Source organism: Spongiimicrobium sp. 3-5 (assembly GCF_046557915.1).
Lineage (GTDB): Bacteria > Bacteroidota > Bacteroidia > Flavobacteriales > Flavobacteriaceae > JBHEBG01.
Window position 1 is genome coordinate 954,521 of sequence record NZ_JBHEBG010000001.1, and the last position, 21,226, is coordinate 975,746.

Consider the following 21,226-nt stretch of genomic DNA (forward strand, 5'->3'; position numbering starts at 1 on the left):
GAGATACCCATTGGTTCTTATCAATGGGTATTTTTTGTTTTCTTTGGATATATCGCAATGGTTATCTTTGGAAAAACAAAACAATGATTCTTTTAGTACAGGTAATGGGTGCGGTTTATGGTCTGTTAGCCGTAATTTTTGGGGCTTTCGGGGCCCATGCGTTAAAAAAACGGTTTACGGACGAGCAACTCAAAAGTTTTGAGACCGGTGTTAAATACCAAATGTACCACGCCATATTACTACTTGTTTTGGGGTTTAACCTAGGGTTTACCACAACCATTGAGACCTCAATGGCCTACCTTTTTATTATTGGTACTTTCTTGTTTTCATTTAGCATCTATGCCCTATGCCTAAGTGCGGCAAAGGGCATGAAATTGAGATTTCTAGGGCCTATAACACCCGTTGGGGGACTACTGTTGGTTTTAGGTTGGGGACTGTTGCTTTATTTCTTTGTAAAAGGGTTTGTATAATTTACCAAATAGTTTTAAGATCCTTCACCTAAACTGAATGTAAAGTTAAAGTCGTAAATACATATTTCCGTTGATGGTATTTAAACGTAGCCTGCTAGCGGCATTATTAAAATGACCTTCCACTTTTTGGCCTACATGCCTATCCGTAGTTTTAAAACTTAGTTTTTCATCCGCATAGATATTACCGTGAATGGTCTCGGCAACAAGATCCGTGTTTATCATTTTTAGGTCAATTTCACCATTTATGGTACTCAAATCTAAATTTCCCACATACTTTTTTATTTCGATATTCCCGTTAATGAGATCGGCGGTAAAATCGCCTTCCACTAGTTCCGACTCCAAATTTCCATTGATACTGCTTACCGCGAATGTGGCATTTTTTGGAACGTACAACGTATAGTTAAATTCATACTCGTACCCACAATTGTAGTACTTTCTTTTGTTGTCCGGATTTTTTTTATACCGTTCTTCCTGAAATTTTTCAAAAAGAGGTTCCGCCTTGGAAACAATATCAATTCTCGAATTTCCCTCTTCTACGTGCAGCTCATAAAAATCTAGATATTTGCCTTCATGGGTGTTTAGATCTGCCTTAAAGTATACCGCGGATTTATCCCAAGTTTTTACTTCAATGTTCTCTGCAAATTTTACATCTAGATGGATAGTTTGATTTTTGTAATCAATGTTTTTTTCGATGATTTTTTGGGCATTAATAGGTGTCGATACCAATGCCAACAATAGGATGATTATTAAATTTTTCATGACGATCGTTTTTTTGATTATTGCTTTCTAAGATAAATATTCCCGTTGGTAGACCTCAATTTTATATTAACACCACCATTGTTGATAGTCCCTTTTATGTTTCGACCAGATATTGATTTTAGACCGTTCTTGTCGGGTCTTTTCAGGTCAAAATTGGTATATATTTCTCCATTGACCGAACTAAGTGTTAAATCTGCCGGCGTATTTGGGGGCATGGTGACATCCACTTCACCGTTAGTGGTATAAATTGAAATGGGAGAGTTTTGCTTCACGGTTTTAAATAATACATCCACCTCGCCATTAAGGGCGTTAGCCGTTACCGGTCCGGATACTTCACGAATATCAATACCTCCGTTTAATTGCGCGTCTGCCTCTATTTCACCTGTAAAACCTTCAATTTCAATATCTCCGTGCCAGGTGCTCTTAACAGAAATGTTTTGTGTGGCCGGAAGGAGTATTTCCGCATCTTCTGATTTTCGGAGACTTTTAACGATTAAATTGTTTCCTTCTTTGATGACATAGAAACCTACATCGGTATTGTCCGTACCTCCATTTGCCACCAATTTTAAACCTTTTGCTTTTTCGGGGGTTTTCATAGAAGAATTTACCTTGATCAATAGTTGGTTCTTACTGTGTGTCTTCACCGTAATATCTGCCTTTGATTCAATTTTCACCCATTCGATACCGTCCAAAGATTTGGTGTAATCCGTTTGGGCTAAAAGGGTGCTGGTAGCAATGCACATTAAAAAAATAATTGTTAACTGTTTCATGATTTTCGTTTTTTGATGTTTATATGATACTTGGTAAAAGTGATTTGATCTGTTCTTTGACAAAGGGTTGTGTATCTTCCCGCTCTAATAATTCTTTCATGGGGAGTATTGCTTTTCTCTCTTGGATCTTCACTAAGGCTTGAATAATGGTAATTTGGATACTTGGATCTTTTTCAGTCTTTAAAGCGGCTATAAAGGCACTTTTTACGGTTTCCGAAGCTGTAAATTTCCTCAAAGCGTCTACTGCGGTTAACCGAACATTGCTGTTTTCATCATAACGCATTCTATCTGCAAGGGCTTTTACGATATCTTCGTCCGGATCTGAAAATTCTTCTATATAGTTAACACCTTGAATACGTTTACTGGCCGATTTGTTTTCCATCAGCGACAGCATTGTCATCTGCTTTATTTCTAGGCGTTCATCCATTAATAGTGTAATCTCCTTATTGGATGCTGTTTCCTGTTGGTACTTGCCAAACAGGAATGCCCCTACCAATAAGGCAATACTGGCAGCGGTTTTTAAGGTGTTTATTACCCATGGATTTTTGCTCGGCTCCGCTTTAGGATTAAGGGCAACCAATTTGTGTTCATTTCGTTTTTCGTCCTCCAAAAGTGCATAAAAGTTGTCTCTCACCCTTGCGGATGGGGTAACTTCCTTTTCTTTTTTAAAAGCTCTGTAGAGTATTTTTAGCTCCTCCAATTCTTTTTTACAAGCCTCACATTCCTTTATATGTGCCTCCACCTCCTTTTTTTGGAAATTGCTAAGGGCGTTGTCCAAATATTCGGGGATTAAATCTGCGATATGGTTGTTCTTCATCACTAAATATTTTCAAAATAGATTACCTTCAATTTTTTTAGGGCCCTGCATACCTTTGTCTTTACAGCACCGGGGGTACTACCTACTATTAGGGCCAGTTCCTCATACTTTATTTCTTGGAACTTGTTCAGGATCAACAGTTCCCGATCAGAAGCTTCCAGACTATTTAGCGCCTTCTGTAGATATGAATAGTCCTCCTCTTTTTCCTCTTTTTTTTCCATCAATTTATAAGCTGCCACATCCAAATCAACATAGGCGTCCTTAGCTCTTCTAAAATGTGTTCTTAAACTGTTTCTGGCGATAGTAAATAGCCAGGAAATAAACTTGCCATTGTCATAAGATGTGCGGTACTTCATCAATTTATAAAACACTTCTTGTGTAATATCCTCGCTCAACATTTTATCGCCGCACATTTTATTTAGAAAGTTAAATACATGAACGTGATGTCTTTCAAAAAGAACACGGAGTGCATCCAAGTTTCCACCAGCAACTTCTGCCATCAATTTTTCGTCCGTTGGTTCTTTCAAAAGAGGATATTTTTAGTCGATCTTCATAAGTATATAACCAAAAATTTGCAAAAGGTTACATCTACCCTATAAATTTATATCAAGAATATCCATAGGAGGGTAAAATGAAGGATTAAAGAGAGTAATAAAATATGGAATTTGGAAGGACAAGTCTTAGTGACACCCGCAATCGTCCTGGCCACAGGCTTTGGCACTTTTCTTTTTAGAGGCAAACAGCGATTTAGGCAGGAAAAACTTTTTCGCAATAAAACCAATGGCTACTGCCAAAACAATATAAGTTAATATGGGTTGTACGTAACTCATGCTATTTAATGATTTGGTAGGCTACCAATGCTACAATATACGCAAATCCGCTCATAAAAACCAGTTGTAGGGTTGGCCATCTCCAACTGTTGGTCTCTCTTTTTACAATGGCCAAGGTACTCATGCACTGCATGGCAAAGGCATAAAAGAGCAGTAATGAAATCCCTGATGCCAAGTTAAACAACGGTTTTTTGTTTACCGCATTTACTTCGGCTGCCATTCTATTTTTAATGGTCTCTTCCTCGTCGCTCCCAACGCTGTAAATAGTGGCCAGTGTACCCACAAAGACTTCACGTGCCGCAAAGGAAGTGATGACGGCAATACCTATCTTCCAATCGTACCCCAACGGTTGTACAATGGGTTCAATGGCTTTACCGGCGTAGCCAATAAAGGAATGTTCCAATTTATAGCTGGCAATCTCCTGTTTTTGGGCACTAGCTTCCAAAAGGGCCCTTTTTATGGAGATAGAATCTTGCAAGATATTTAATGCCGCATTGGACTTATCTAAAGCACTAACCTCTGTATGCTGCTTATAGGCATCCAATTTGTTCTTTATGTAGTTCTGACTATAGGTAGAGAACCCGTTATTTGCTATGCGTTCGTTTACTATTTGCTCTGCATTTTTAAATTGGTCGGAATAACCATTGGAGCCCAAAAACCATAAAATAATGGATATGGCCAAAATAATTTTGCCTGCGCCATAAACAAAACTTTTGGTTTTTTCTAGAACCGTATAAGCCACATTTTTAAATAAGGGCAATTTGTAGTTTGGCATTTCCACAACGAAAAAAGACCTGCTCCTAATTTTTAGTATTTTATTCAATAGCATGGCAGATAGTATTGCCGCTCCAAAACCAATAAGGTACAATAGCATTAGGGTCAGTGCCTGATAGCTAAGTCCCAAGAATCTGCCGTCCGGAATTACCAAGGCTATTATTATGAGGTAAACTGGCAATCTGGCAGAACAGGTGGTAAACGGGGTTACTAAAATGGTAATGAGTCGCTCTTTCCAATTTTCGATGTTACGGGTCGCCATTACGGCGGGGATGGCACAGGCGGTACCCGAAATTAAGGGGACCACACTTTTACCGCTAAGTCCGAAGGGCCGCATCAACCTATCCATTAAGAAAACCACGCGGCTCATATACCCGCTTTCTTCCAGTAAAGCGATAAATAAAAATAGAAAAGCGATCTGCGGAATAAATATCACAATACCACCGATACCGGCCAAAATACCTTCAGCAATTAAATTGGTAAAAACCCCTGGGGGCAAAGTGTTCTTAACCCACTCACTGGCGGTGGCAAAGGACTCGTCTATAAAATCCATTGGATAACTGCTCCAATCATAGATTGCCTGAAAAATGGTAAGCAATATCATGAAAAAAATGAGGTAACCAAAAATCTTATGGGTAAGTACCTTATCCAAACCTGCCCTAAATCCCTTTGCGGCAGTCATATCTACCTTATAAGTCTCCTTTAAGGTGTCGTTTATAAACTTATAGCGAAGTATGGTCTCTTTTTGTTGCAATCGTTTAAGCTCTGGTTTTGATTTAGTATCAAAAGAAGAGGCGTTCTTTACCAGTTTTTTTTCGATCGGGGTAAAATTGACATCTTGGGTAATAACAAGCCAAAGTTTGTAAATATCTTCTTTCGGGAAGGCCGCTTGCAACCCTTTAAAATATTCCGGAGCAATACGTGTGGTATCGATATTTGAAGTTGCCGGCAAATTCTTATAATCGGCTATCAATTCCCTAATTTTTTCAATACCATCACCTTTTCGGGTACTTACCAAAGCAATTTTGGTATTCAATTTCTTCTCCAATAATGCTATGTCCAAAGAAATACCCTTTCTAGACATCCTATCGGCCATATTAATGATTAAGATGGTAGGAATCTTTAGGTCTTTGATCTGGGTAAAGAGCAATAGGTTTCGCTTAAGGTTTTCTACATCGGTAACAACCATGGCAACGTCCGGGAAATCCTTGTCGTTTTTGTTGAGTAAGAGTTCCGCCACTACGCTCTCATCCAAAGAAGTGGTATTTAGGCTATACGTGCCGGGAAGATCTAAAATGTGAGCCTTTAAGCCACGGGGGAGTTTACAGATGCCCTCCTTTTTTTCAACGGTAATACCAGGATAGTTGCCCACTTTTTGTTTTAAACCCGTAAGCTGGTTAAAAACCGAGGTTTTTCCGGTATTCGGATTGCCTATTAGCGCTACATTTATCTGCTTGCTCATAAGGACTTGGGAGATTCAACAATTTCCAACTCTATTTGAAGGGCCATGGATCTTCTTATGGCAATATGGGAGCCATTTACATTGATATAGATAGGATCTTTTAAAGGAGCTACCTGCACCAATTCTACAGTATTTCCGGGTAAGCACCCCAACTCTAATAGCTTAATGGGGAGTATGTCATCGGCCATTTCCTTTATAATACCCTTCTCACCTATTTGCAAATCTGCGACAGTGCTGCTCAATTTTTATTTAGATTGATTTTAAGTAAGGACAAAAGTAAAGGAAAAATATCAATTAAAATGGTAAAACTATGGTAAATATGAACGTGGCGGATTACTCTAAATAAGAAGCTTTAAGCACCTCTAGATCTTGCAGCAATGTAAGGATTTCCTCAGAATTTGTGCCGTCATACGTGCCCCTTATCCTTCCTTCCTTATCAATGAGCATAAAGTTTTCGGTATGGATCATATCAAAAGGTCCCCCATCACCATCGTGCTTTACCGCTAAATAAGATTTACGGGCCAATTCATAGATGTGTTTTTTATCTCCTGTAACCAGGTTCCATTTATAGTCTAACACTCCTTTTTCCAAGGCGTATTTTTTTAATTGGGGTACAGAATCGATTACCGGGGTAACGGAATGGGATAGTAGCAACACATCAGCATCATTTTTAATCTTTTCTTGGATCTCTGCCATGTTTTTGGTCATTATGGGGCAAATGGTTGGGCAAGTGGTAAAGAAAAAATCGGCGATATAGATTTTGTCCTTATAGTGGTCTTGGGTAATGGTCTCACCGTTTTGATTGAGGAGCGAAAAATTGGCTATGGTATGATATTTTTTTTTGGAATGTAAGGAGCTATCCACCAGTTCCTGATTAAAATCGGCAGGCTGATAAATGGGTAATTTTTTCTTAGGCTGCAAGGCGTTATAAAAAAGATAAATAATAACGACCGATAACCCTAAAAGGACTACACCGAAGAATTTGTATTTGGTAAAAAAAGAAAGCATAAGTTTTCTGCAAAGGTACAACTGCAGTAAAGATCATTCAAGAATTTAGTGCCGCTTTGCTGCCAAATCTTTCATAAAATGTTTGGGAGATACAGTGTTCCCTTTTATAAGACCCTGTAAAAGTGTACTTTTGTGCGTTTTAATTTTAGAAAAGTTAGATGAGCCCAATAATAGTACAGACCATACAATTCTTTTTAAGTCTTTCCCTACTGATAGTACTTCATGAGTTGGGTCATTTTATACCTGCAAAGTTATTTAAGACACGGGTAGAAAAGTTTTATCTTTTTTTTGACATAAAGTATTCGCTCTTCAAGAAAAAAATTGGTGAGACCGTTTATGGTATTGGATGGCTGCCTTTGGGCGGTTATGTTAAGATTGCCGGGATGATCGATGAGAGCATGGACACGGAGCAAATGGCAGAAGAGCCCAAACCATGGGAGTTTAGGAGTAAGCCGGCATGGCAACGCCTTATTATTATGTTGGGTGGGGTTACCGTTAATTTTGTTTTGGCAGTTATTATTTATATAGGGATGGCCTATTCTTATGGAGACCAGTATATACCATTATCCAGTCTTAAGGATGGGGTATGGGTAACGGAAAAAAATATCGGAGATAAATTAGGGATACAAACGGGGGACCATATTGTTTCCATTGATGGTGAGCAAGTAGAGAAATTCAATAGTTTGTTCGGGGGCATCATAAATGGAAATACAATAACTATAGAACGAGAGGGTAATACTATTGAGAAAGAGATCCCGATAGATTTTATTGCCACCCTTTTAGAAGATGAGGATCGAGTGCGTTTTCTAGGACCTAGAATTCCGTTCGTCGTCGGTAAAATTGCCAAAGAGTCTGCAAACAAGGACTCGGGCCTGCAGGAAAATGATCGTATTGTTGCCATTGGCGATAGTCCCATTACCTATTTTGATCAGGCCAAACCTTTGTTGGAAAATTATAAAGGAGCCACCACAACACTTACCGTTGATAGGGAAAATGAAATCCATAAGATTCCGGTAAGTATAAGCGATTCTGCTACCGTTGGCGTTACTCTGGGAGCTATGACTTTCGAAGACTTGGAATCTGAAGGGTATCTAAGTCTCAAAACAGAAAAGTATACGTTTTTAGAATCTATCCCTGCAGGAATAGATAAGGGAGTTACTACCTTAACAAGTTATGTAAAGCAACTAAAAAAAATCTTCAACCCACAGACCGGGGCTTATAAAGGTGTCGGTGGTTTTGCGGCCATCGGAAGTATGTTCCCGGATACTTGGAACTGGGCAGCTTTTTGGAGTACTACAGCACTGATTTCCATAATTTTGGCGTTTATGAACATATTGCCAATACCTGCTTTGGATGGGGGACATGTTATTTTCTTGTTGTACGAGATGGTTTCGGGTAGAAAACCAAGCGATAAATTTTTAGAGTATGCACAAATGGTAGGTTTTTTCCTTTTGATCGCCTTATTGTTGTTCGCAAATGGTAACGATATTTACAAATGGATAAGCAAGTAGAAAACTGCTTTTTTTTGTTTGGGGTAACTGAAAAAACATTTATATTTGCACCCGCCTAATCGATATAAAGGCAATTTAATTTTCCTCCTTAGCTCATCCCGATAGCTATCGGGAGGTTAGAGCATCGGGAAAGAAGTTCTTTTTAGATTTTGATAAATTGTGTTTACGTTATTTATTCGGTTGGTTTAGACCGTTTCTATGTGGGAGAAACTTTGGATATTGAAAAAAGGATAGCGGATCATAACACAGGGTTTTATAAGGGTTCTTGGACCACCCAGACCAATGATTGGGAGTTGTTTTTAAAGATAGCTTGCTCAAGCAGGTCGCAAGCCAGGAAAATAGAGGCCCACATCAAAAAAATGAAGAGTTCAAAATATATTCAGGACTTAAATCGATATCCTGAAATTGTGGAAAAATTAAAAAATAGATATAATTAATTTTCCTCCTTAGCTCATCCCGATAGCTATCGGGAGGTTAGAGCATCGGGAAAAAAGTTCTTTTTAGATTTTGATAAATTGTGTTTACGTTATTTATTCGGTTGGTTTAGACCGTTTCTATGTGGGAGAAACTTTGGATATTGAAAAAAGGATAGCGGATCATAACACAGGGTTTTATAAGGGTTCTTGGACCACCCAGACCAATGATTGGGAGTTGTTTTTAAAGATAGCTTGCTCAAGCAGGTCGCAAGCCAGGAAAATAGAGGCCCACATCAAAAAAATGAAGAGTTCAAAATATATTCAGGACTTAAATCGATATCCTGAAATTGTGGAAAAATTAAAAAATAGATATAATTAATTTTCCTCCTTAGCTCAGTTGGTTAGAGCATCTGACTGTTAATCAGAGGGTCCTTGGTTCGAGCCCAAGAGGAGGAGCAAGTAAAAAGTCAGTTTTAAAACTGACTTTTTTTGGTTTATTCTTAGCCCCGTAGTTCAAGGGATAGAATAGAAGTTTCCTAAACTTTAGATCCAGGTTCGAGTCCTGGCGGGGCTACTTTTTAGGGTTAAAGAATAACGATAAAACCCAAAACCTGTTGGTTTTCAATTACATAAGAATTTTTAACTTTTTTCGATTTCATTTAACACGATATATTTGAGTTCATAAATCGTTAATACCATTAAGGACAAAAGTTGAAATCCCTTTTAATAATGGGCTCACGGAGATAAGTGCGATTCTTGCCAGGGGCTACTTAATTTTCATTCGCATTTTCATTTAAACAAATCTTGTTTACCTTAGTGGAAAAGAATTTGTAATGTCAGAAAAGCCGTTAAAAAATGTGTTTGTAGCAGGAGCGATAAGCCCCGAGTTTATTGCAAACTCCATTGCCAAACATCAATCTAAAACACAAATAGGGGCACACAATATTTTTTTGGGTCAGGTACGGGCCGATAATATCGATGGCAAGATCGTACAAGCCATTGAGTATTCGGCCTATGAAGAAATGGCCAACCAAAAATTTCACGAGATACGCGAAAATGCCTTCGAAAAATTTAACCTCACCTGTATGCATATTTATCACAGTAAGGGCATTGTGAAGGTTGGTGAGGTCTGTTTGTTTGTTTTTGTGTCTTCTCCGCATCGTAAAGAAGTTTTTGAGGCTCTGCATTTTATTGTAGAAGAAATAAAAGTACAGGTCCCCGTTTTTGGAAAAGAACTTTTTGAAGACCAAAGTTATCAATGGAAGGTTAACAACTAATTATGGTAGACATAACCCACAAAGACCCCACCCTTAGAACGGCAGTTGCCCAGGCCATAGTAGGTGTTAGTAAACAAGCGACCATAGATGCCATACTACAAGGTACGGTTCCCAAGGGAGATGTATTCGCTATGAGCAAGGCCGCCGGCCTGTTGGGGGTTAAAAAGACGGCAGATCTTCTCCCAGATTGTCATCCACTTCCCATTGAGTTTACCCATATCGATTTTGAGATCAACGAGCTTCTTATCAAAGTTGTGATTACGGTAAAAACTATATACAAAACGGGTGTTGAGGTAGAAGCCATGCACGGAGCAAGCATAGTTGCCCTAAACATGTACGATATGCTGAAACCTATAGACAAGGGCATTGAAATACACCAAATTAAACTGCTTGAAAAAACAGGAGGTAAATCGGATATCAAAAATTGATTTTTTTCTAAGACTCACCTATAAAAAGTATTGAAACTCTTATTGGAGAAGTATCCAAATGGTTACTTTCTTAGATTCTTCAGCATTTCTTCCGTGGTTTTTTCTAGATTAAACCCTGGCTGCCATCCCCAATCTTTAGTAGCGCAAGAATCGTCTATACTATTGGGCCAAGAATCGGCAATGGCCTGTCTAAAATCGGGATTATAAGTTATCCTAAACCCTGGAATCTGCTTTTGTATACTTTTTGCAATTTCTGCGGGGGTAAAACTCATGGCCGCCAAATTGTAAGAGGACCTAATGTTGATATTTACTGCGTTACTTTCCATGAGATCGATGGTGGCCCTAATGGCATCGTCCATGAACATCATCGGTAATTTTGTGTCCGGATTCAAAAAACAACTATAACCCACCCCTGCGACGGCTTTATGAAATATTTCAACGGCATAATCAGTAGTGCCACCTCCAGGGAGTGTTTTCCAACTAATCAGCCCAGGGTATCGAACGCTGCGTACATCTACTCCATATTTATTATAGTAATAAGAACACCAGCGTTCTCCCGATTGTTTGCTGATACCATAAACCGTACTGGGTTCCATAATGGCACTTTGGGGCGTGTTTTCTTTTTGGGTATTGGGGCCAAAAACCGCAATACTGGATGGCCAAAACAATTTATTGATCTTTTGTTCTTTAGCAAGGTTCAAAACATTAAAAAGCGAGTTCATATTTAAGCTCCAGGCCCGCATTGGGAACTTTTCCGCCGTAGCGCTCAACATTGCCGCCATTAGATAGATCTCCTCAATTTCATAATGTACTACCACATCTTCCATGGCATCGTAATTTGTGGCATCCAATAGCTCAAAAGGTCCGGATGCCATAAGTTCATCGCCTCCTTCCCGTATATCACTGGCAATTACCCGATCGTTTCCGTACTTCTCGCGAAGGGCAAAGGTGAGCTCTGTACCTATCTGCCCGGAGGCACCCAATATCAATATTGATTTTTGCATCAAAGGGGGTTAATTTAGTTTCTGGTAAAGATAGCTTTTATTAAAATTTGTACATTCGTCCCATGAGAAAATTATACCCGCTTCTCGGTGCATTGGTGTTGATTATATCCTGTAACCAAGGAAAAGAAAATGCAGGGGAGGATGTTACTTCCGGTACTGATTTTGACATTGCACAGTTGCCAAAAAAAATAAATGCAAATGCAAAATCGAACGAGATTTTGCAGGCTTGGCCAGAGTACAATGCCTTGGAGACAAGTTTTGATCTACTTTACAATGCCAAAAACAAGGAAGATCTTAAATTGATGATCGAGGACCTTATCGAAAAGCAAAAACTATTGGAGGCTTCCGAATATCCCGAAACGTTTAACAAACCCCAAATAAAAAGTAGGCAAAAAGTATTTAAGACCTACGTGTTAAAAGTGAAAGCCAGTTTGGAAGACCGCAAGGAGACCATGACGCCCGCCAAGGAAATGGTGACAGCCTATAATGCGTTAAAAACCCAGTTCAATGTTATTGTTAACAATACGTTGGACACAACACTTATATTGGATGAATAGAATTTTATTGTTACTAGTTTTAGCTTGCTTTTCCCATCAGCTTTGGGCACAGCAAGGAGCTTCTGAAAAAGAGATAAACACTGTTTTGGATGCTTGGCACAAAGCTGCTTCGGATGCAGATTTTGAGGCCTATTTTGATAAAATGACCAATAATGGGGTGTTTATTGGCACTGACGCTTCCGAAAATTGGCAGAACCAAGCCTTTAAGGAATTTTCAAAACCGTATTTTGATAAAGGCAAGGCATGGAGTTTTACTGCCGTGGAGCGGAATGTTTATATAAATGACACTATGGACTTTGCTTGGTTTGATGAACTCCTGGATACCCAAATGAAGTTGTGTAGAGGCTCGGGGGTTCTTAAGAAAGAGGATGGTACATGGAAAATAGCGCATTACGTACTTTCGATAGCAGTACCCAACGAAAATGTTACGCAATTGATCGAATTAAAGAAAGAAAAAGACAGTCTGCTGATTCAGAAATTAAAGGTACAGTAGCAAAGTGATTACGTGAAATAAAAAACGGGGCAATTGCCCCGTTTTTTATCTAACCGCTATACTATTCTTTAGCTTCCGGTTGAGTTTTTCTAGATTCTAATGCCTGCTTGCTTAAGCTGGCCAAATTAAAATTGGGATCGAGTTTTAAGGCTTCATCAATGGAGGCAATTGCAGCATCAATATTGTCCTTGTTGTTATTGTATTCCACTAATCCTTTTAAGTGTAAAAAGGCCGCTTTTAGTGGTACCTCATAAGGCTGTTGTCTTTCGTAGAAGGCATACTTCATATCTTCTTTAGCATTGGTTATGCCATATTCTATGTTTATGGCAGCACCCGTGTTATCCCCGGTCTGTATCTTTAGATCTGCCAATTCATAGGCTAAATATGCCGAAGGTGTACGGGTATTTAGGATCTCGAACTGCTCTAACGCTCGTTTAGGTTGATTCAAAGCTTTTAAGGAAATGGCTTTAACCCGGACCGCTAAATCAGAATCTGTTTCGTTTTTCTCTATACCAATCGTATTGAGCGCTTGTAGATGCTGGTTGCTGTTTACATATACAAAGGCCAAAGTATCTCTCCTTTCTTTGGAGGGTGCCAGTACATTTAGGTGTGTCAACGCATTGATTACTCCGTTAACATCTCCCTGCAATCTCATTTCTTTGTAAAAAGCCTCGTAGTGCTTTTGCAAATCGCTCGTTGTTTGTGCACTCGCCACAGTACCTACGGCCAATAGTACAACAAAAAGGTATTTTTTCATTTTAGTTAATTTTGGTGCGCAAAACTATTAAAATATTTTTAGTTTATATGTTAATGAAACGCTTAAACCGTTATGAGTAAGTAAAAAAGAAGATGCAAGGTGCTATATGGCAGTACCTATCAATCCGTTACCGGGGTGGTAAATTGAAAGTCCTTAGCGTTGTTCAATTTGTTTGATACTACAATTTTTCCTGTTTTAGGCCCGCTTGCACCATAGGGAGGAGGAGGTAAATTCCTTTTTTTGGCCTCTAACGTATAGAACTCTTTTTTTGTGGGATGATAGGGGTAAACTCCATTAAAAATTTCGTTCCACCAGTCATGTTCTATAATGCTACCAATGATTTCCATACAATCATTCAAGTGTATTAAATTTATAGCGGCATTGCCATTGGTAAGCTTGGTCTTGTTGGATAAATGAACTATGGGATGCCTGTTTGGGCCAATGAGTCCACCAAAACGAACCACAGTGGTCATCAGCGTCTCATCTTCCTTAAAAATGTTTTCCGACAACAACAACTGCCTTCCAGATTCCGACTGGGGTTCTGGTATGGTATCTTCGTTTACCTCTCCATTAATTTCCCCATATACAGACGTACTGCTTACAAAGACTATTTTTTTTACTGTACTGGCAGCTATGGCCTCATGTAACCGCCGTATTTTTTTTACGTAGTTTTCCTTATTGCTACCTCTTAGTTTTGGCGGTATGTTGATGATCAGAATGGTTACTCCTTCTAAAAAATCACTGATCGATGCTGTTATTTTGCCTTCTTCCAAGACAAGCAAAAAAGGAACGATACCTGCCTTTTCTAAAGCTGGTATTTTTGCCATAGAGGTGGTACTGCCATGAACCGTATAGCCCTTCTTTACCAGAGCACTTGCCAAGGGGAAGCCCAGCCATCCACATCCCAAAATGCCTACAACCCTATTCAAACCGTATTTTTTTGGTCACCAAAATGGCGTCGTTTATTACAAAAGGCATGGCAATGTTGTCTTGCGGTCTTTCGGGTATTGTAAATAAAGAATTTTCCAAAAGATCAAAGGAAGACTCAAACACAATAAGTTCCATAACCGAATCTTTCGGGAAAGCAAGTTGCAATTCAGTGTAGGCATTATTACTTAAATGATGGGTAATCAATTGTGAAGCCCTTCTGTTTTGAAGACGCTCTTTTGGTATGGGGATATTGTTTATTGTGGCACTAGAGATACTGGTCTTTCCTTTGAATATATCCAACCGGTTTACCAGCCGTTGCGGTCTTATACATAGTTCTACAAATCTTGTGCCCGCAGCTATGGTATCCTTGGTTTTTTCGATCAATGATAAAGGAATGTCTTTTACCGGTGCTTCGGATACGTAGGTAAATCCGGAATTGTATTTGCTGGGGATGGTATTATTGGCCAGGGTTGTTGGGGTCTCTTTCTCGGAGCCAAGGTATTGTGCCGTCCATTCCGAAAGTACTTTTTCATAGGTGGCCCATTTAGCCTTTCCAGAATCGGCATCGAGAACATATAATAAGCTGGTGGGTTTTGGGGACGCTATAGAGAAATTTGAATTCCAATGCGCGGAGATCATGAACCCAATGAAGAGGAGTGCGCAGATAGATGCAAGCTTATTTTTTATTTTGTAGTAGCCAAAGACGGGCAGAAGCAACATAAAAGTAAGGGTGGTAAGCGCAGTTGCCGCCACCATCATTTTTAGGCCCAGGGCTACCGGGAACAATTTTATGTAAGGAGAAAAGATCAGCAAGGCCGGTAAAGCCAAAAAAGTGAGTAAATAGGGGCTAGGATCCTTTTGGTTTATAACAACAAGGAAAGATGCCAAGAGGGGAAATACCGGAACAATAAAGAAGCTGGCTCCGGGTAAATAAACAGCGATCGCCCCACAGATTATTAGCCATAAAAAGATAGGTGCTACCAATAAATTGGGCGTATCCACTTTTCTGAATTTATGATAGATCCAGAAGCATGTTCCTGCTGAAAACAAAACAAAGGCGGCTATATAGGTATACCCATTATAGGTAAAACCATGAAGAATATCCTTGTAGTGTGGGTAGAGCCATTTTAGAATGGACCAACTATAAAGGCCCACCACAACATTTATAATTAAAGCCAGGAGCAAGGGAACAAAGCCTTTTAGTATTTGCGGTAAGTGCAATGCTTTTTTTCGAAAACCGGCAATCAATAATACCAGGAACAAAACTATGGCCAAACCCAGCATGGGCCATATCCAGGTAAAAGGGTAGGTTACCAACCTAAAGAAAGGGATATTGAAATAGATATAGTCGTCCGATCTTTTAAGGTCGTTTAGCGATGTATTGCTAAAATGTTTCAATAAGGGCATCAGGTAACTGCCCTGATGTGCCAAGGTGTTTTGGTCTAATCGTTCTGCTATGTCGAGCTCAGTATGGTAGTCAAAATGATCGTCTATAAAAGCAAAATTAAAACCTTCTATATCACCATCTTCCCTAAATATGGTAAGGTCGGTATCATTTGGCAACATTTTGTAAACACTATAGGCAAGAGAGTTGGCCGCCGGATATTGCAGGTTTGCCGCTGCAAATTCTTCAATAAGCTTGCCGTTGCCGCCATTGGTTTCCATGAACATATAACTGGCCCCACCGCTACCCCTAGATTCGAAATTAAGGACCAATCCAACATCTTTGGCCCAAGGATGTTCATTAACGAATAGATGGGCACCGTTGAGGTCCAATTCTTCGCCATCCGTAAATAGGATGATAATATCATTCTTAAATTCTTGGGTTTCGGACAAAAATGCCCTTACACCCTCTAGTATGGTTGCAACACCACTTCCGGCATCACTGGCTCCAAATGAGGTATGGGGATCACTATCGTAGTGCGAAAGCAATAGAAGAGCTTTTCCCGTCTCGGAACCTTTCAATTTTGCCAAAATGTTGGTAGCTTGGCACAATTCCTCGTCCTCCAAACCAAGGGTTAGGCCTTCTTGTAAAGAAGTTTCCAGCCCCATTTCGTTAAGTTGGCCAACAATGTACTCCCTAACCGTGGTGTGTGCGGTAGATCCAACACCATGGGGTGCTATGGCAATGTGCTGTACATGAGCCATGGCCCGATCAGTAGAAAAGGAAGTATCGGGGAGCTCTATATCCTTTTGGTAGGTAGGAAGAGATGCCTCAAAACTCCAATAAATAGCAAGTAAAATTAGTAATAGGGTAGTGAGGGAAGCAAATTGTTTCATAAAAGCAAGTTATACCTTAAAAATATGAAATTCCTAAGGGTTGCCATATTTTATGCTAATTTTTTACGAAATTCATTAAAATTCACTATCTTTATTAATCAACCTAAAATGTAAATGTCATGGGGATCAAGAGTTTTCAAGGGATACGGAAGGCGACGAAAAAGGAGTTTGACGCCCCAATACTGGTAGAGGATTATATGACCACCAAGCTGGTTACCTTTAGTCCGGAACAATCAATTTTGGAGGTTATGGAGGCGTTTGCCAAGCATCATATTTCCGGAGGTCCTGTAATGGACGACAACGGTTTTTTGGTAGGCATTATTTCCGAGGCCGATTGCATGAAACAGATTTCAGAGAGTCGTTATTTCAACATGCCCATTTTGGATAAAAGTGTAGAAAGCTACATGACAAAAAATGTGGAGACCATTCCGCACGACATCAGTATTTTCGATGCTGCCGGTATCTTTGATAAGCATAACAGAAGAAGATTGCCCGTTATGAAAAAAGGTATTTTGGTGGGGCAGATAAGCCGTAAGGATGTGGTTGTGGCCGCACTTAAGCTAAGCGGTCAAAACTGGAAATAGCCGCCGCTACTCTCGCTTTACAATCATATAGAAATCGTTATCTAGGGGAAGATACCCCAGATCATACAAAAAATAGTACACCGTACCTTTTTTTGTGGTGTATATGTTGGTGAAATAATCAAAATCGAACCCTTTATCCAACAATCGATTTTTTGTAGTCTTGGTCTTATTTTCCTTTAATGGAAAACTGTCCAGTATCCTGTAGTTTTTGCGTAAACGGTTATTGATGTTTCGGATAAGGTTTTTGCTATCCTTGTTTATTTTGTTATTGTAGGCGTTACGACAATAATCCGAGCAGAATTTCTTATCTACCCTTCCCGTTATTTTCTCACCGCATTCCAAACATGTTTTTTGCATGTAGGCACTATTTTTTGTAATTGAATTTCACCTCTTCTTTAACACCATCACCCTGCGAAATTACAACATAAACATTCATTTCATTATCACTAATTCTTTCAAAGGTAAAATCATTGAAAAAGATTTTATCCGAGGTTATTTTGGCCAGTTTAAAATCTACGGTCTCATTTTTTTCTTCCCACCCTTTAAAATCGCTGTTGAAATGCTTCAATTGTAACAAAAGAGTTTCATCTACCTGTCTAATGCCTCCTACCTCATAGAACTGCACCTTGTCTTTTACCACCAATTTAAATACAAACATCATGGAACCTCCCAAAGGAGGGCTCCAAATTTCTTCTGTAATACCGCCAAAGGCTTCTCCTTTCCAATGGCCTGCTATCCATGATACTTGCGAGAGATCGGCAACGGGGGAGGTGCCCTCTTCGGGAAGTGATATGGTATTTTGTGCCAAACCGCTCATCGACACAAAGAAAACAAGCCCTAACAGATATTTCATCGTACCCGTTTTTAATGTTAATCAATCCGTTAAAATAATGGCCGGCAATTGCAATGTTTTATATAGGGTGTTAAATGCGGACATTTCTGTTTTTACAATGGCGTCCCTTTCGTTCTCAAAGGTCTTCCAATCTGCCATTAGGTCATTAAGACGTTCTTTGGCGCCTTGGGTAACTTTGGGCTCCGCGGTGTCTATAAATCCTTTTAGATACATCAACTCTGCGTTCAGTTGATTGTTGTAATTAATAACATCCTGAAAAGTCTTTTGTTTGGACTGTATTAGATTTTCTTCCCAGACGTTTATACGTTCTGTAAGTTGTTTTCCCTTGTCCAATAGTTCTTTGGCAGTGTCATTGTCCTTTAAGAGCTCGGCATAGGCTTTCAGTTGTTTTTTGGCCGATCGCATTTGATTTACGGATTCATGTATATTTAGAACTGTAGCTTCAATTTGCATTAAAACGGCCTGTTGCTGTTGATAATCGGCCGTGGAAGCCTGTACTTTGGGGTTTGGCAAGATCTTTACCTCGGTCTCCGAAATTTCATCCTCCAAGGTTAATCTTAGGGTGTAATTCCCCGGAGCTACCCGAGAACCATTGTAACCTCCAAAAACAAATACTTTGTTCACTGAAGGAAGGGTTTCTCGTCTAAAATCCCATGTAAACCTATTATAACCCTTCTTGGAGGGAAGTGCTTGGGGTTTTGAAGGGCCGCCGGGCCAAGACTTAAAATCCTTTTCTTTTTTGTTTGTAATGGTACGGATAACCTTTCCATTTTGCAGAACCTCTAGTTTTAAATCCAAACTATCCGCAGTTTTGCCCAAATAATAGTCGAAAGTTACGCCCTGTTTGGGGTTTTGTCCAAGGCCGGGAACGGGCTTGTCAGCACTCTCACCAAATAATCGATAGGTGTCCTTTGGTTTAAACAATGTTACGGATCCCTTTTGGGAAGTACTGTGCTGTATGGCCGCCAAATCATCCAAAATCCAAAACGAGCGGCCAGCGGTAGCAGCCACCAAGTCATTACTTTGAATAATAAGGTCATTGATCGGAACCACCGGAAGGTTTAGCTGAAACGGCTGCCAATTATTGCCTGCGTCCAAGGAAATATAAAGTCCCGTTTCAGTACCCGCATAGAGCAACCCTTTAGTTTTGGGATCTTCACGTACTACCCTTACAAATGTATGTTGGTCCGTTATTCCGTTTACGGTTTTTGTCCATGTTTCTCCGTAATCCGTAGTCCTAAAAATATAGGGTTTAAGATCCATGGACTTGTAGCGCATTACCGCCACAAATGCTGTAGCCGGATCGTGCGGAGAAACTTCAATGCTGTTAACAATGCCTTCTTCGAGATTGGGTGGGGTAACATTTTTCCAGTTTTGGCCGTCGTCTTTTGTAATATGTATCAACCCATCGTCACTACCGGCCCACAGCACGCCTTTTTCGTGGGGAGATTCGGTTAAATACATAATGGTGTTGTAATTTTCGCCACCTGCAGCCTCATTGGTATAGGGCCCTCCGCCCGGCCCTTGTTGCTCTTTGTTATTTCGGGTAAGGTCTTTGCTTATTATAGACCAGCTATTTCCGCTATCGGTAGTCTTAAATACTACATTGCCTGCATGGTAAATGGTGTTTCGATCGTGAGGAGAACTAATGATGGGAGCGTTCCAGTTGTATCGAAATTTAAAACCGTCCGGGGCATTGCCCAAGGCCAATTCCGGATATTCTTTGATCTCCTTACCCTCACGGGAGGCACGCACCCATTTTTCTATTATGCCTTGGTAGCAACCACCGAAGACAACTTCGGGATTATCCGGATCAAAGGCCAAATAGGCACTTTCGCAACCCGCTACGGAATACCAATCCTTCCATCCAACACCTTCGCCATTGGTTCTACTGGCAATTGCAATGGCAGAGTTATCTTGCTGACCACCGTACACATTGTAAGGAACCAGATTGTCCGTTATTACCCTATAGAACTGAGATGTGGGCTGGTTCCGTTGGGTGCTCCAACTTTTACCCTTATTGTTGGAAACGTTGGCCCCACCATCATTGGAATTGATCATTTTGGTATTGTCAGTAGGATTTATCCAGAGATGGTGGTTATCTCCATGGGGCGTAGGCAAGGGTGTAAAAGTTTTGCCACCATCTATGGATTTCATTACTGGGGCATTAAGCACATAGACGAGGTTCTCGTCCTGGGGATCGGCAAAAATCTCCATATAATACCAAGAGCGCGCTATGTTTACGCGGTTAGAATTTACCTGTTTCCATTTTTTTCCGGCATCGTCCGAACGGTATACCCCGCCCTCTTTATCTTTTGCTTCCACTACGGCGAACACCAGTTCTGGATTTGCCCTCGAAACCGAAATACCGGCCTTCCCAAATTGCTTTGGTAGGCCTTCCTTAAGTTTTTTCCATGTGGTACCCCCGTCAGTGGATTTGTATAGGCCAGACCCTTCCCCGCCCGATTCCATGGTCCAAGGATATCGCCGATGTTGCCATAGGGCCGCATATAATATTAAAGGGTTTTTCATATCCATGGATAAGGAAGATGCACCTGTATCGTTGTTTACGAACAGTACCTTTTCCCAGCTTTCCCCACCATTTGTAGAGCGATAAATGCCTCTTTCCGAGGTAGCGCCGTATTGTGCCCCTTGTGCAGCGATAAAAAGGATATTCGGATTTTTTGGATGGATGACAACGTCAGAGATATGGCGTGTTTTGTCCAATCCAATATGTTTCCATGTCTTTCCGGCGTCTGTAGATTTGTAGACACCATCGCCCATGGAGGTCATTACTCCCCTAGCGGCATGTTCTCCCATACCTACAACCACTATGTTAGGATTGCTCTCCGACACCGCAATAGCCCCAACCGTACCGGTTTTAAGGAAACCGTCGGAAACGTTCTTCCAGGTAATGCCGTCGTCTACCGTTTTCCAGACCCCGCCTCCGGTACTGCCCATATAATAGGTCATGGGTTGCCCAACAACTCCACTGGAAGCTACACTACGACCGCCACGGAACGGGCCTATATTTCGCCATTTTAATCCATGGAAGATAGAATCTTCCAAGACAATTGGGGCAGGAGCATTCTTGTTCTTTCTTTTTTGACTTAGTAAGGTGGTAGGTAATATCAATAGGGCAACTAGGAGTAGTTTGATAATCTTCACAGTGGTCGGTTTTTAAATTATTGAGGATGTAAAGTACAAAAAGTGCTGTAAAGACCAGTATGGGTAAGTATAGAATAT

General features: G+C 40.2%; 24 protein-coding genes and 2 tRNA genes. 11 read left to right on the forward strand and 15 right to left on the reverse strand.

Annotated features, from left to right (window positions below; all coding sequences use genetic code 11):
• Positions 1–83: 83 nt before the first annotated feature.
• Positions 84–470 (forward strand): DUF423 domain-containing protein, encoded by a 387-nt coding sequence (locus tag ACEQ81_RS04245; RefSeq protein WP_411029604.1) that lies wholly within the window; start codon positions 84–86, stop codon positions 468–470.
• Positions 471–515: 45 nt separating this feature from the next.
• On the opposite strand, the gene ACEQ81_RS04250 is transcribed toward ACEQ81_RS04245, so the two are convergent.
• The 8 genes from ACEQ81_RS04250 to ACEQ81_RS04285 form a co-directional block, all read right to left on the reverse strand.
• Positions 516–1,229, reverse strand: a complete 714-nt coding sequence (locus tag ACEQ81_RS04250; protein WP_411029605.1) for a hypothetical protein — start codon at positions 1,227–1,229, stop codon at positions 516–518.
• A 17-nt stretch (positions 1,230–1,246) separates the two neighbouring features.
• Positions 1,247–1,999: a DUF4097 family beta strand repeat-containing protein gene (locus tag ACEQ81_RS04255; protein WP_411029606.1), complete on the reverse strand. Its 753-nt coding sequence runs from the start codon at positions 1,997–1,999 to the stop codon at positions 1,247–1,249.
• 19 nt (positions 2,000–2,018) lie between these two features.
• A complete protein-coding gene (locus ACEQ81_RS04260; protein WP_411029607.1) occupies positions 2,019–2,816 on the reverse strand; it encodes a HEAT repeat domain-containing protein in 798 nt (265 codons plus the stop codon).
• A gap of 2 nt (positions 2,817–2,818) precedes the next feature.
• Positions 2,819–3,343, reverse strand: a complete 525-nt coding sequence (locus ACEQ81_RS04265; RefSeq protein ID WP_411029608.1) for an RNA polymerase sigma factor — start codon at positions 3,341–3,343, stop codon at positions 2,819–2,821.
• 153 nt (positions 3,344–3,496) lie between these two features.
• The gene (locus ACEQ81_RS04270; RefSeq protein ID WP_411029609.1) at positions 3,497–3,646 is read right to left on the reverse strand and encodes a hypothetical protein; all 150 of its coding nucleotides are present in this window, start codon (positions 3,644–3,646) and stop codon (positions 3,497–3,499) included.
• 1 nt (position 3,647) lies between these two features.
• Entirely contained in the window at positions 3,648–5,882 is a 2,235-nt protein-coding gene (gene feoB, locus ACEQ81_RS04275) for a ferrous iron transport protein B (RefSeq protein WP_411029610.1), read from the reverse strand.
• A complete protein-coding gene (locus ACEQ81_RS04280; RefSeq protein ID WP_411029611.1) occupies positions 5,879–6,124 on the reverse strand; it encodes a ferrous iron transport protein A in 246 nt (81 codons plus the stop codon). The genes feoB and ACEQ81_RS04280 overlap by 4 nt, the downstream gene beginning before the upstream one ends.
• Positions 6,125–6,215: 91 nt before the next feature.
• Positions 6,216–6,890: an SCO family protein gene (locus ACEQ81_RS04285; protein ID WP_411029612.1), complete on the reverse strand. Its 675-nt coding sequence runs from the start codon at positions 6,888–6,890 to the stop codon at positions 6,216–6,218.
• A 158-nt stretch (positions 6,891–7,048) separates the two neighbouring features.
• Here ACEQ81_RS04285 and rseP point away from each other — a divergent pair, with 158 nt between their 5' ends.
• The 7 genes from rseP to moaC all read left to right on the forward strand — a co-directional run bounded on the left by rseP (position 7,049) and on the right by moaC (position 10,522).
• Positions 7,049–8,401 carry an RIP metalloprotease RseP gene (gene rseP / locus ACEQ81_RS04290; RefSeq protein WP_411029613.1) on the forward strand — a complete coding sequence of 451 codons (1,353 nt, stop codon included), beginning with the start codon at positions 7,049–7,051 and terminating at the stop codon, positions 8,399–8,401.
• Positions 8,402–8,550: 149 nt separating this feature from the next.
• The gene (locus ACEQ81_RS04295) at positions 8,551–8,838 is read left to right on the forward strand and encodes a GIY-YIG nuclease family protein (protein ID WP_411029614.1); all 288 of its coding nucleotides are present in this window, start codon (positions 8,551–8,553) and stop codon (positions 8,836–8,838) included.
• Positions 8,839–8,908: 70 nt separating this feature from the next.
• On the forward strand, positions 8,909–9,196 hold the full coding sequence (locus ACEQ81_RS04300) for a GIY-YIG nuclease family protein (RefSeq protein WP_411029614.1): 288 nt from the start codon (positions 8,909–8,911) through the stop codon (positions 9,194–9,196).
• Positions 9,197–9,199: 3 nt separating this feature from the next.
• Positions 9,200–9,273 (forward strand) — tRNA-Asn (locus ACEQ81_RS04305).
• Positions 9,274–9,319: 46 nt separating this feature from the next.
• A tRNA-Arg gene (locus tag ACEQ81_RS04310) sits at positions 9,320–9,391 on the forward strand.
• A 259-nt stretch (positions 9,392–9,650) separates the two neighbouring features.
• Positions 9,651–10,094, forward strand: a complete 444-nt coding sequence (locus tag ACEQ81_RS04315; RefSeq protein WP_411029615.1) for a molybdenum cofactor biosynthesis protein MoaE — start codon at positions 9,651–9,653, stop codon at positions 10,092–10,094.
• A gap of 2 nt (positions 10,095–10,096) precedes the next feature.
• A complete protein-coding gene (gene moaC, locus ACEQ81_RS04320; RefSeq protein ID WP_411029616.1) occupies positions 10,097–10,522 on the forward strand; it encodes a cyclic pyranopterin monophosphate synthase MoaC in 426 nt (141 codons plus the stop codon).
• A 62-nt stretch (positions 10,523–10,584) separates the two neighbouring features.
• Here moaC and ACEQ81_RS04325 read toward each other — a convergent pair whose 3' ends face one another.
• Positions 10,585–11,526 carry an NAD-dependent epimerase/dehydratase family protein gene (locus ACEQ81_RS04325; protein WP_411029617.1) on the reverse strand — a complete coding sequence of 314 codons (942 nt, stop codon included), beginning with the start codon at positions 11,524–11,526 and terminating at the stop codon, positions 10,585–10,587.
• Between the two features lie 62 nt (positions 11,527–11,588).
• Between ACEQ81_RS04325 and ACEQ81_RS04330 the strand changes: the two genes are divergently transcribed.
• Both ACEQ81_RS04330 and ACEQ81_RS04335 read left to right on the forward strand, forming a co-directional pair.
• Positions 11,589–12,083, forward strand: a complete 495-nt coding sequence (locus ACEQ81_RS04330; RefSeq protein ID WP_411029618.1) for a hypothetical protein — start codon at positions 11,589–11,591, stop codon at positions 12,081–12,083.
• Positions 12,076–12,576, forward strand: a complete 501-nt coding sequence (locus ACEQ81_RS04335; protein WP_411029619.1) for a nuclear transport factor 2 family protein — start codon at positions 12,076–12,078, stop codon at positions 12,574–12,576. Before ACEQ81_RS04330 ends, ACEQ81_RS04335 begins: the two co-directional genes overlap by 8 nt.
• A 61-nt stretch (positions 12,577–12,637) precedes the next feature.
• On the opposite strand, the gene ACEQ81_RS04340 is transcribed toward ACEQ81_RS04335, so the two are convergent.
• From ACEQ81_RS04340 to ACEQ81_RS04350, 3 genes are all read right to left on the reverse strand, one after another.
• Complete coding sequence (locus tag ACEQ81_RS04340; RefSeq protein ID WP_411029620.1) at positions 12,638–13,333, reverse strand: hypothetical protein; 696 nt, start codon at positions 13,331–13,333, stop codon at positions 12,638–12,640.
• Between the two features lie 119 nt (positions 13,334–13,452).
• Positions 13,453–14,262 carry an SDR family oxidoreductase gene (locus ACEQ81_RS04345; RefSeq protein ID WP_411029621.1) on the reverse strand — a complete coding sequence of 270 codons (810 nt, stop codon included), beginning with the start codon at positions 14,260–14,262 and terminating at the stop codon, positions 13,453–13,455.
• Positions 14,255–16,543, reverse strand: coding sequence for a M28 family peptidase (locus tag ACEQ81_RS04350; RefSeq protein WP_411029622.1), 2,289 nt, complete (start codon positions 16,541–16,543; stop codon positions 14,255–14,257). Before ACEQ81_RS04350 ends, ACEQ81_RS04345 begins: the two co-directional genes overlap by 8 nt.
• Positions 16,544–16,662: 119 nt before the next feature.
• Here ACEQ81_RS04350 and ACEQ81_RS04355 point away from each other — a divergent pair, with 119 nt between their 5' ends.
• Positions 16,663–17,127 (forward strand): CBS domain-containing protein, encoded by a 465-nt coding sequence (locus ACEQ81_RS04355; protein WP_411029623.1) that lies wholly within the window; start codon positions 16,663–16,665, stop codon positions 17,125–17,127.
• Positions 17,128–17,133: 6 nt separating this feature from the next.
• On the opposite strand, the gene ACEQ81_RS04360 is transcribed toward ACEQ81_RS04355, so the two are convergent.
• From ACEQ81_RS04360 to ACEQ81_RS04370, 3 genes are read right to left on the reverse strand one after another with little or no spacing between them, the layout of a single operon-like run.
• Entirely contained in the window at positions 17,134–17,484 is a 351-nt protein-coding gene (locus ACEQ81_RS04360; protein WP_411029624.1) for a hypothetical protein, read from the reverse strand.
• A gap of 7 nt (positions 17,485–17,491) precedes the next feature.
• Entirely contained in the window at positions 17,492–17,980 is a 489-nt protein-coding gene (locus ACEQ81_RS04365; RefSeq protein WP_411029625.1) for a DUF6265 family protein, read from the reverse strand.
• Positions 17,981–18,001: 21 nt separating this feature from the next.
• Entirely contained in the window at positions 18,002–21,148 is a 3,147-nt protein-coding gene (locus ACEQ81_RS04370; protein ID WP_411029626.1) for a VPS10 domain-containing protein, read from the reverse strand.
• Between the last annotated feature and the right edge of the window lie 78 nt (positions 21,149–21,226).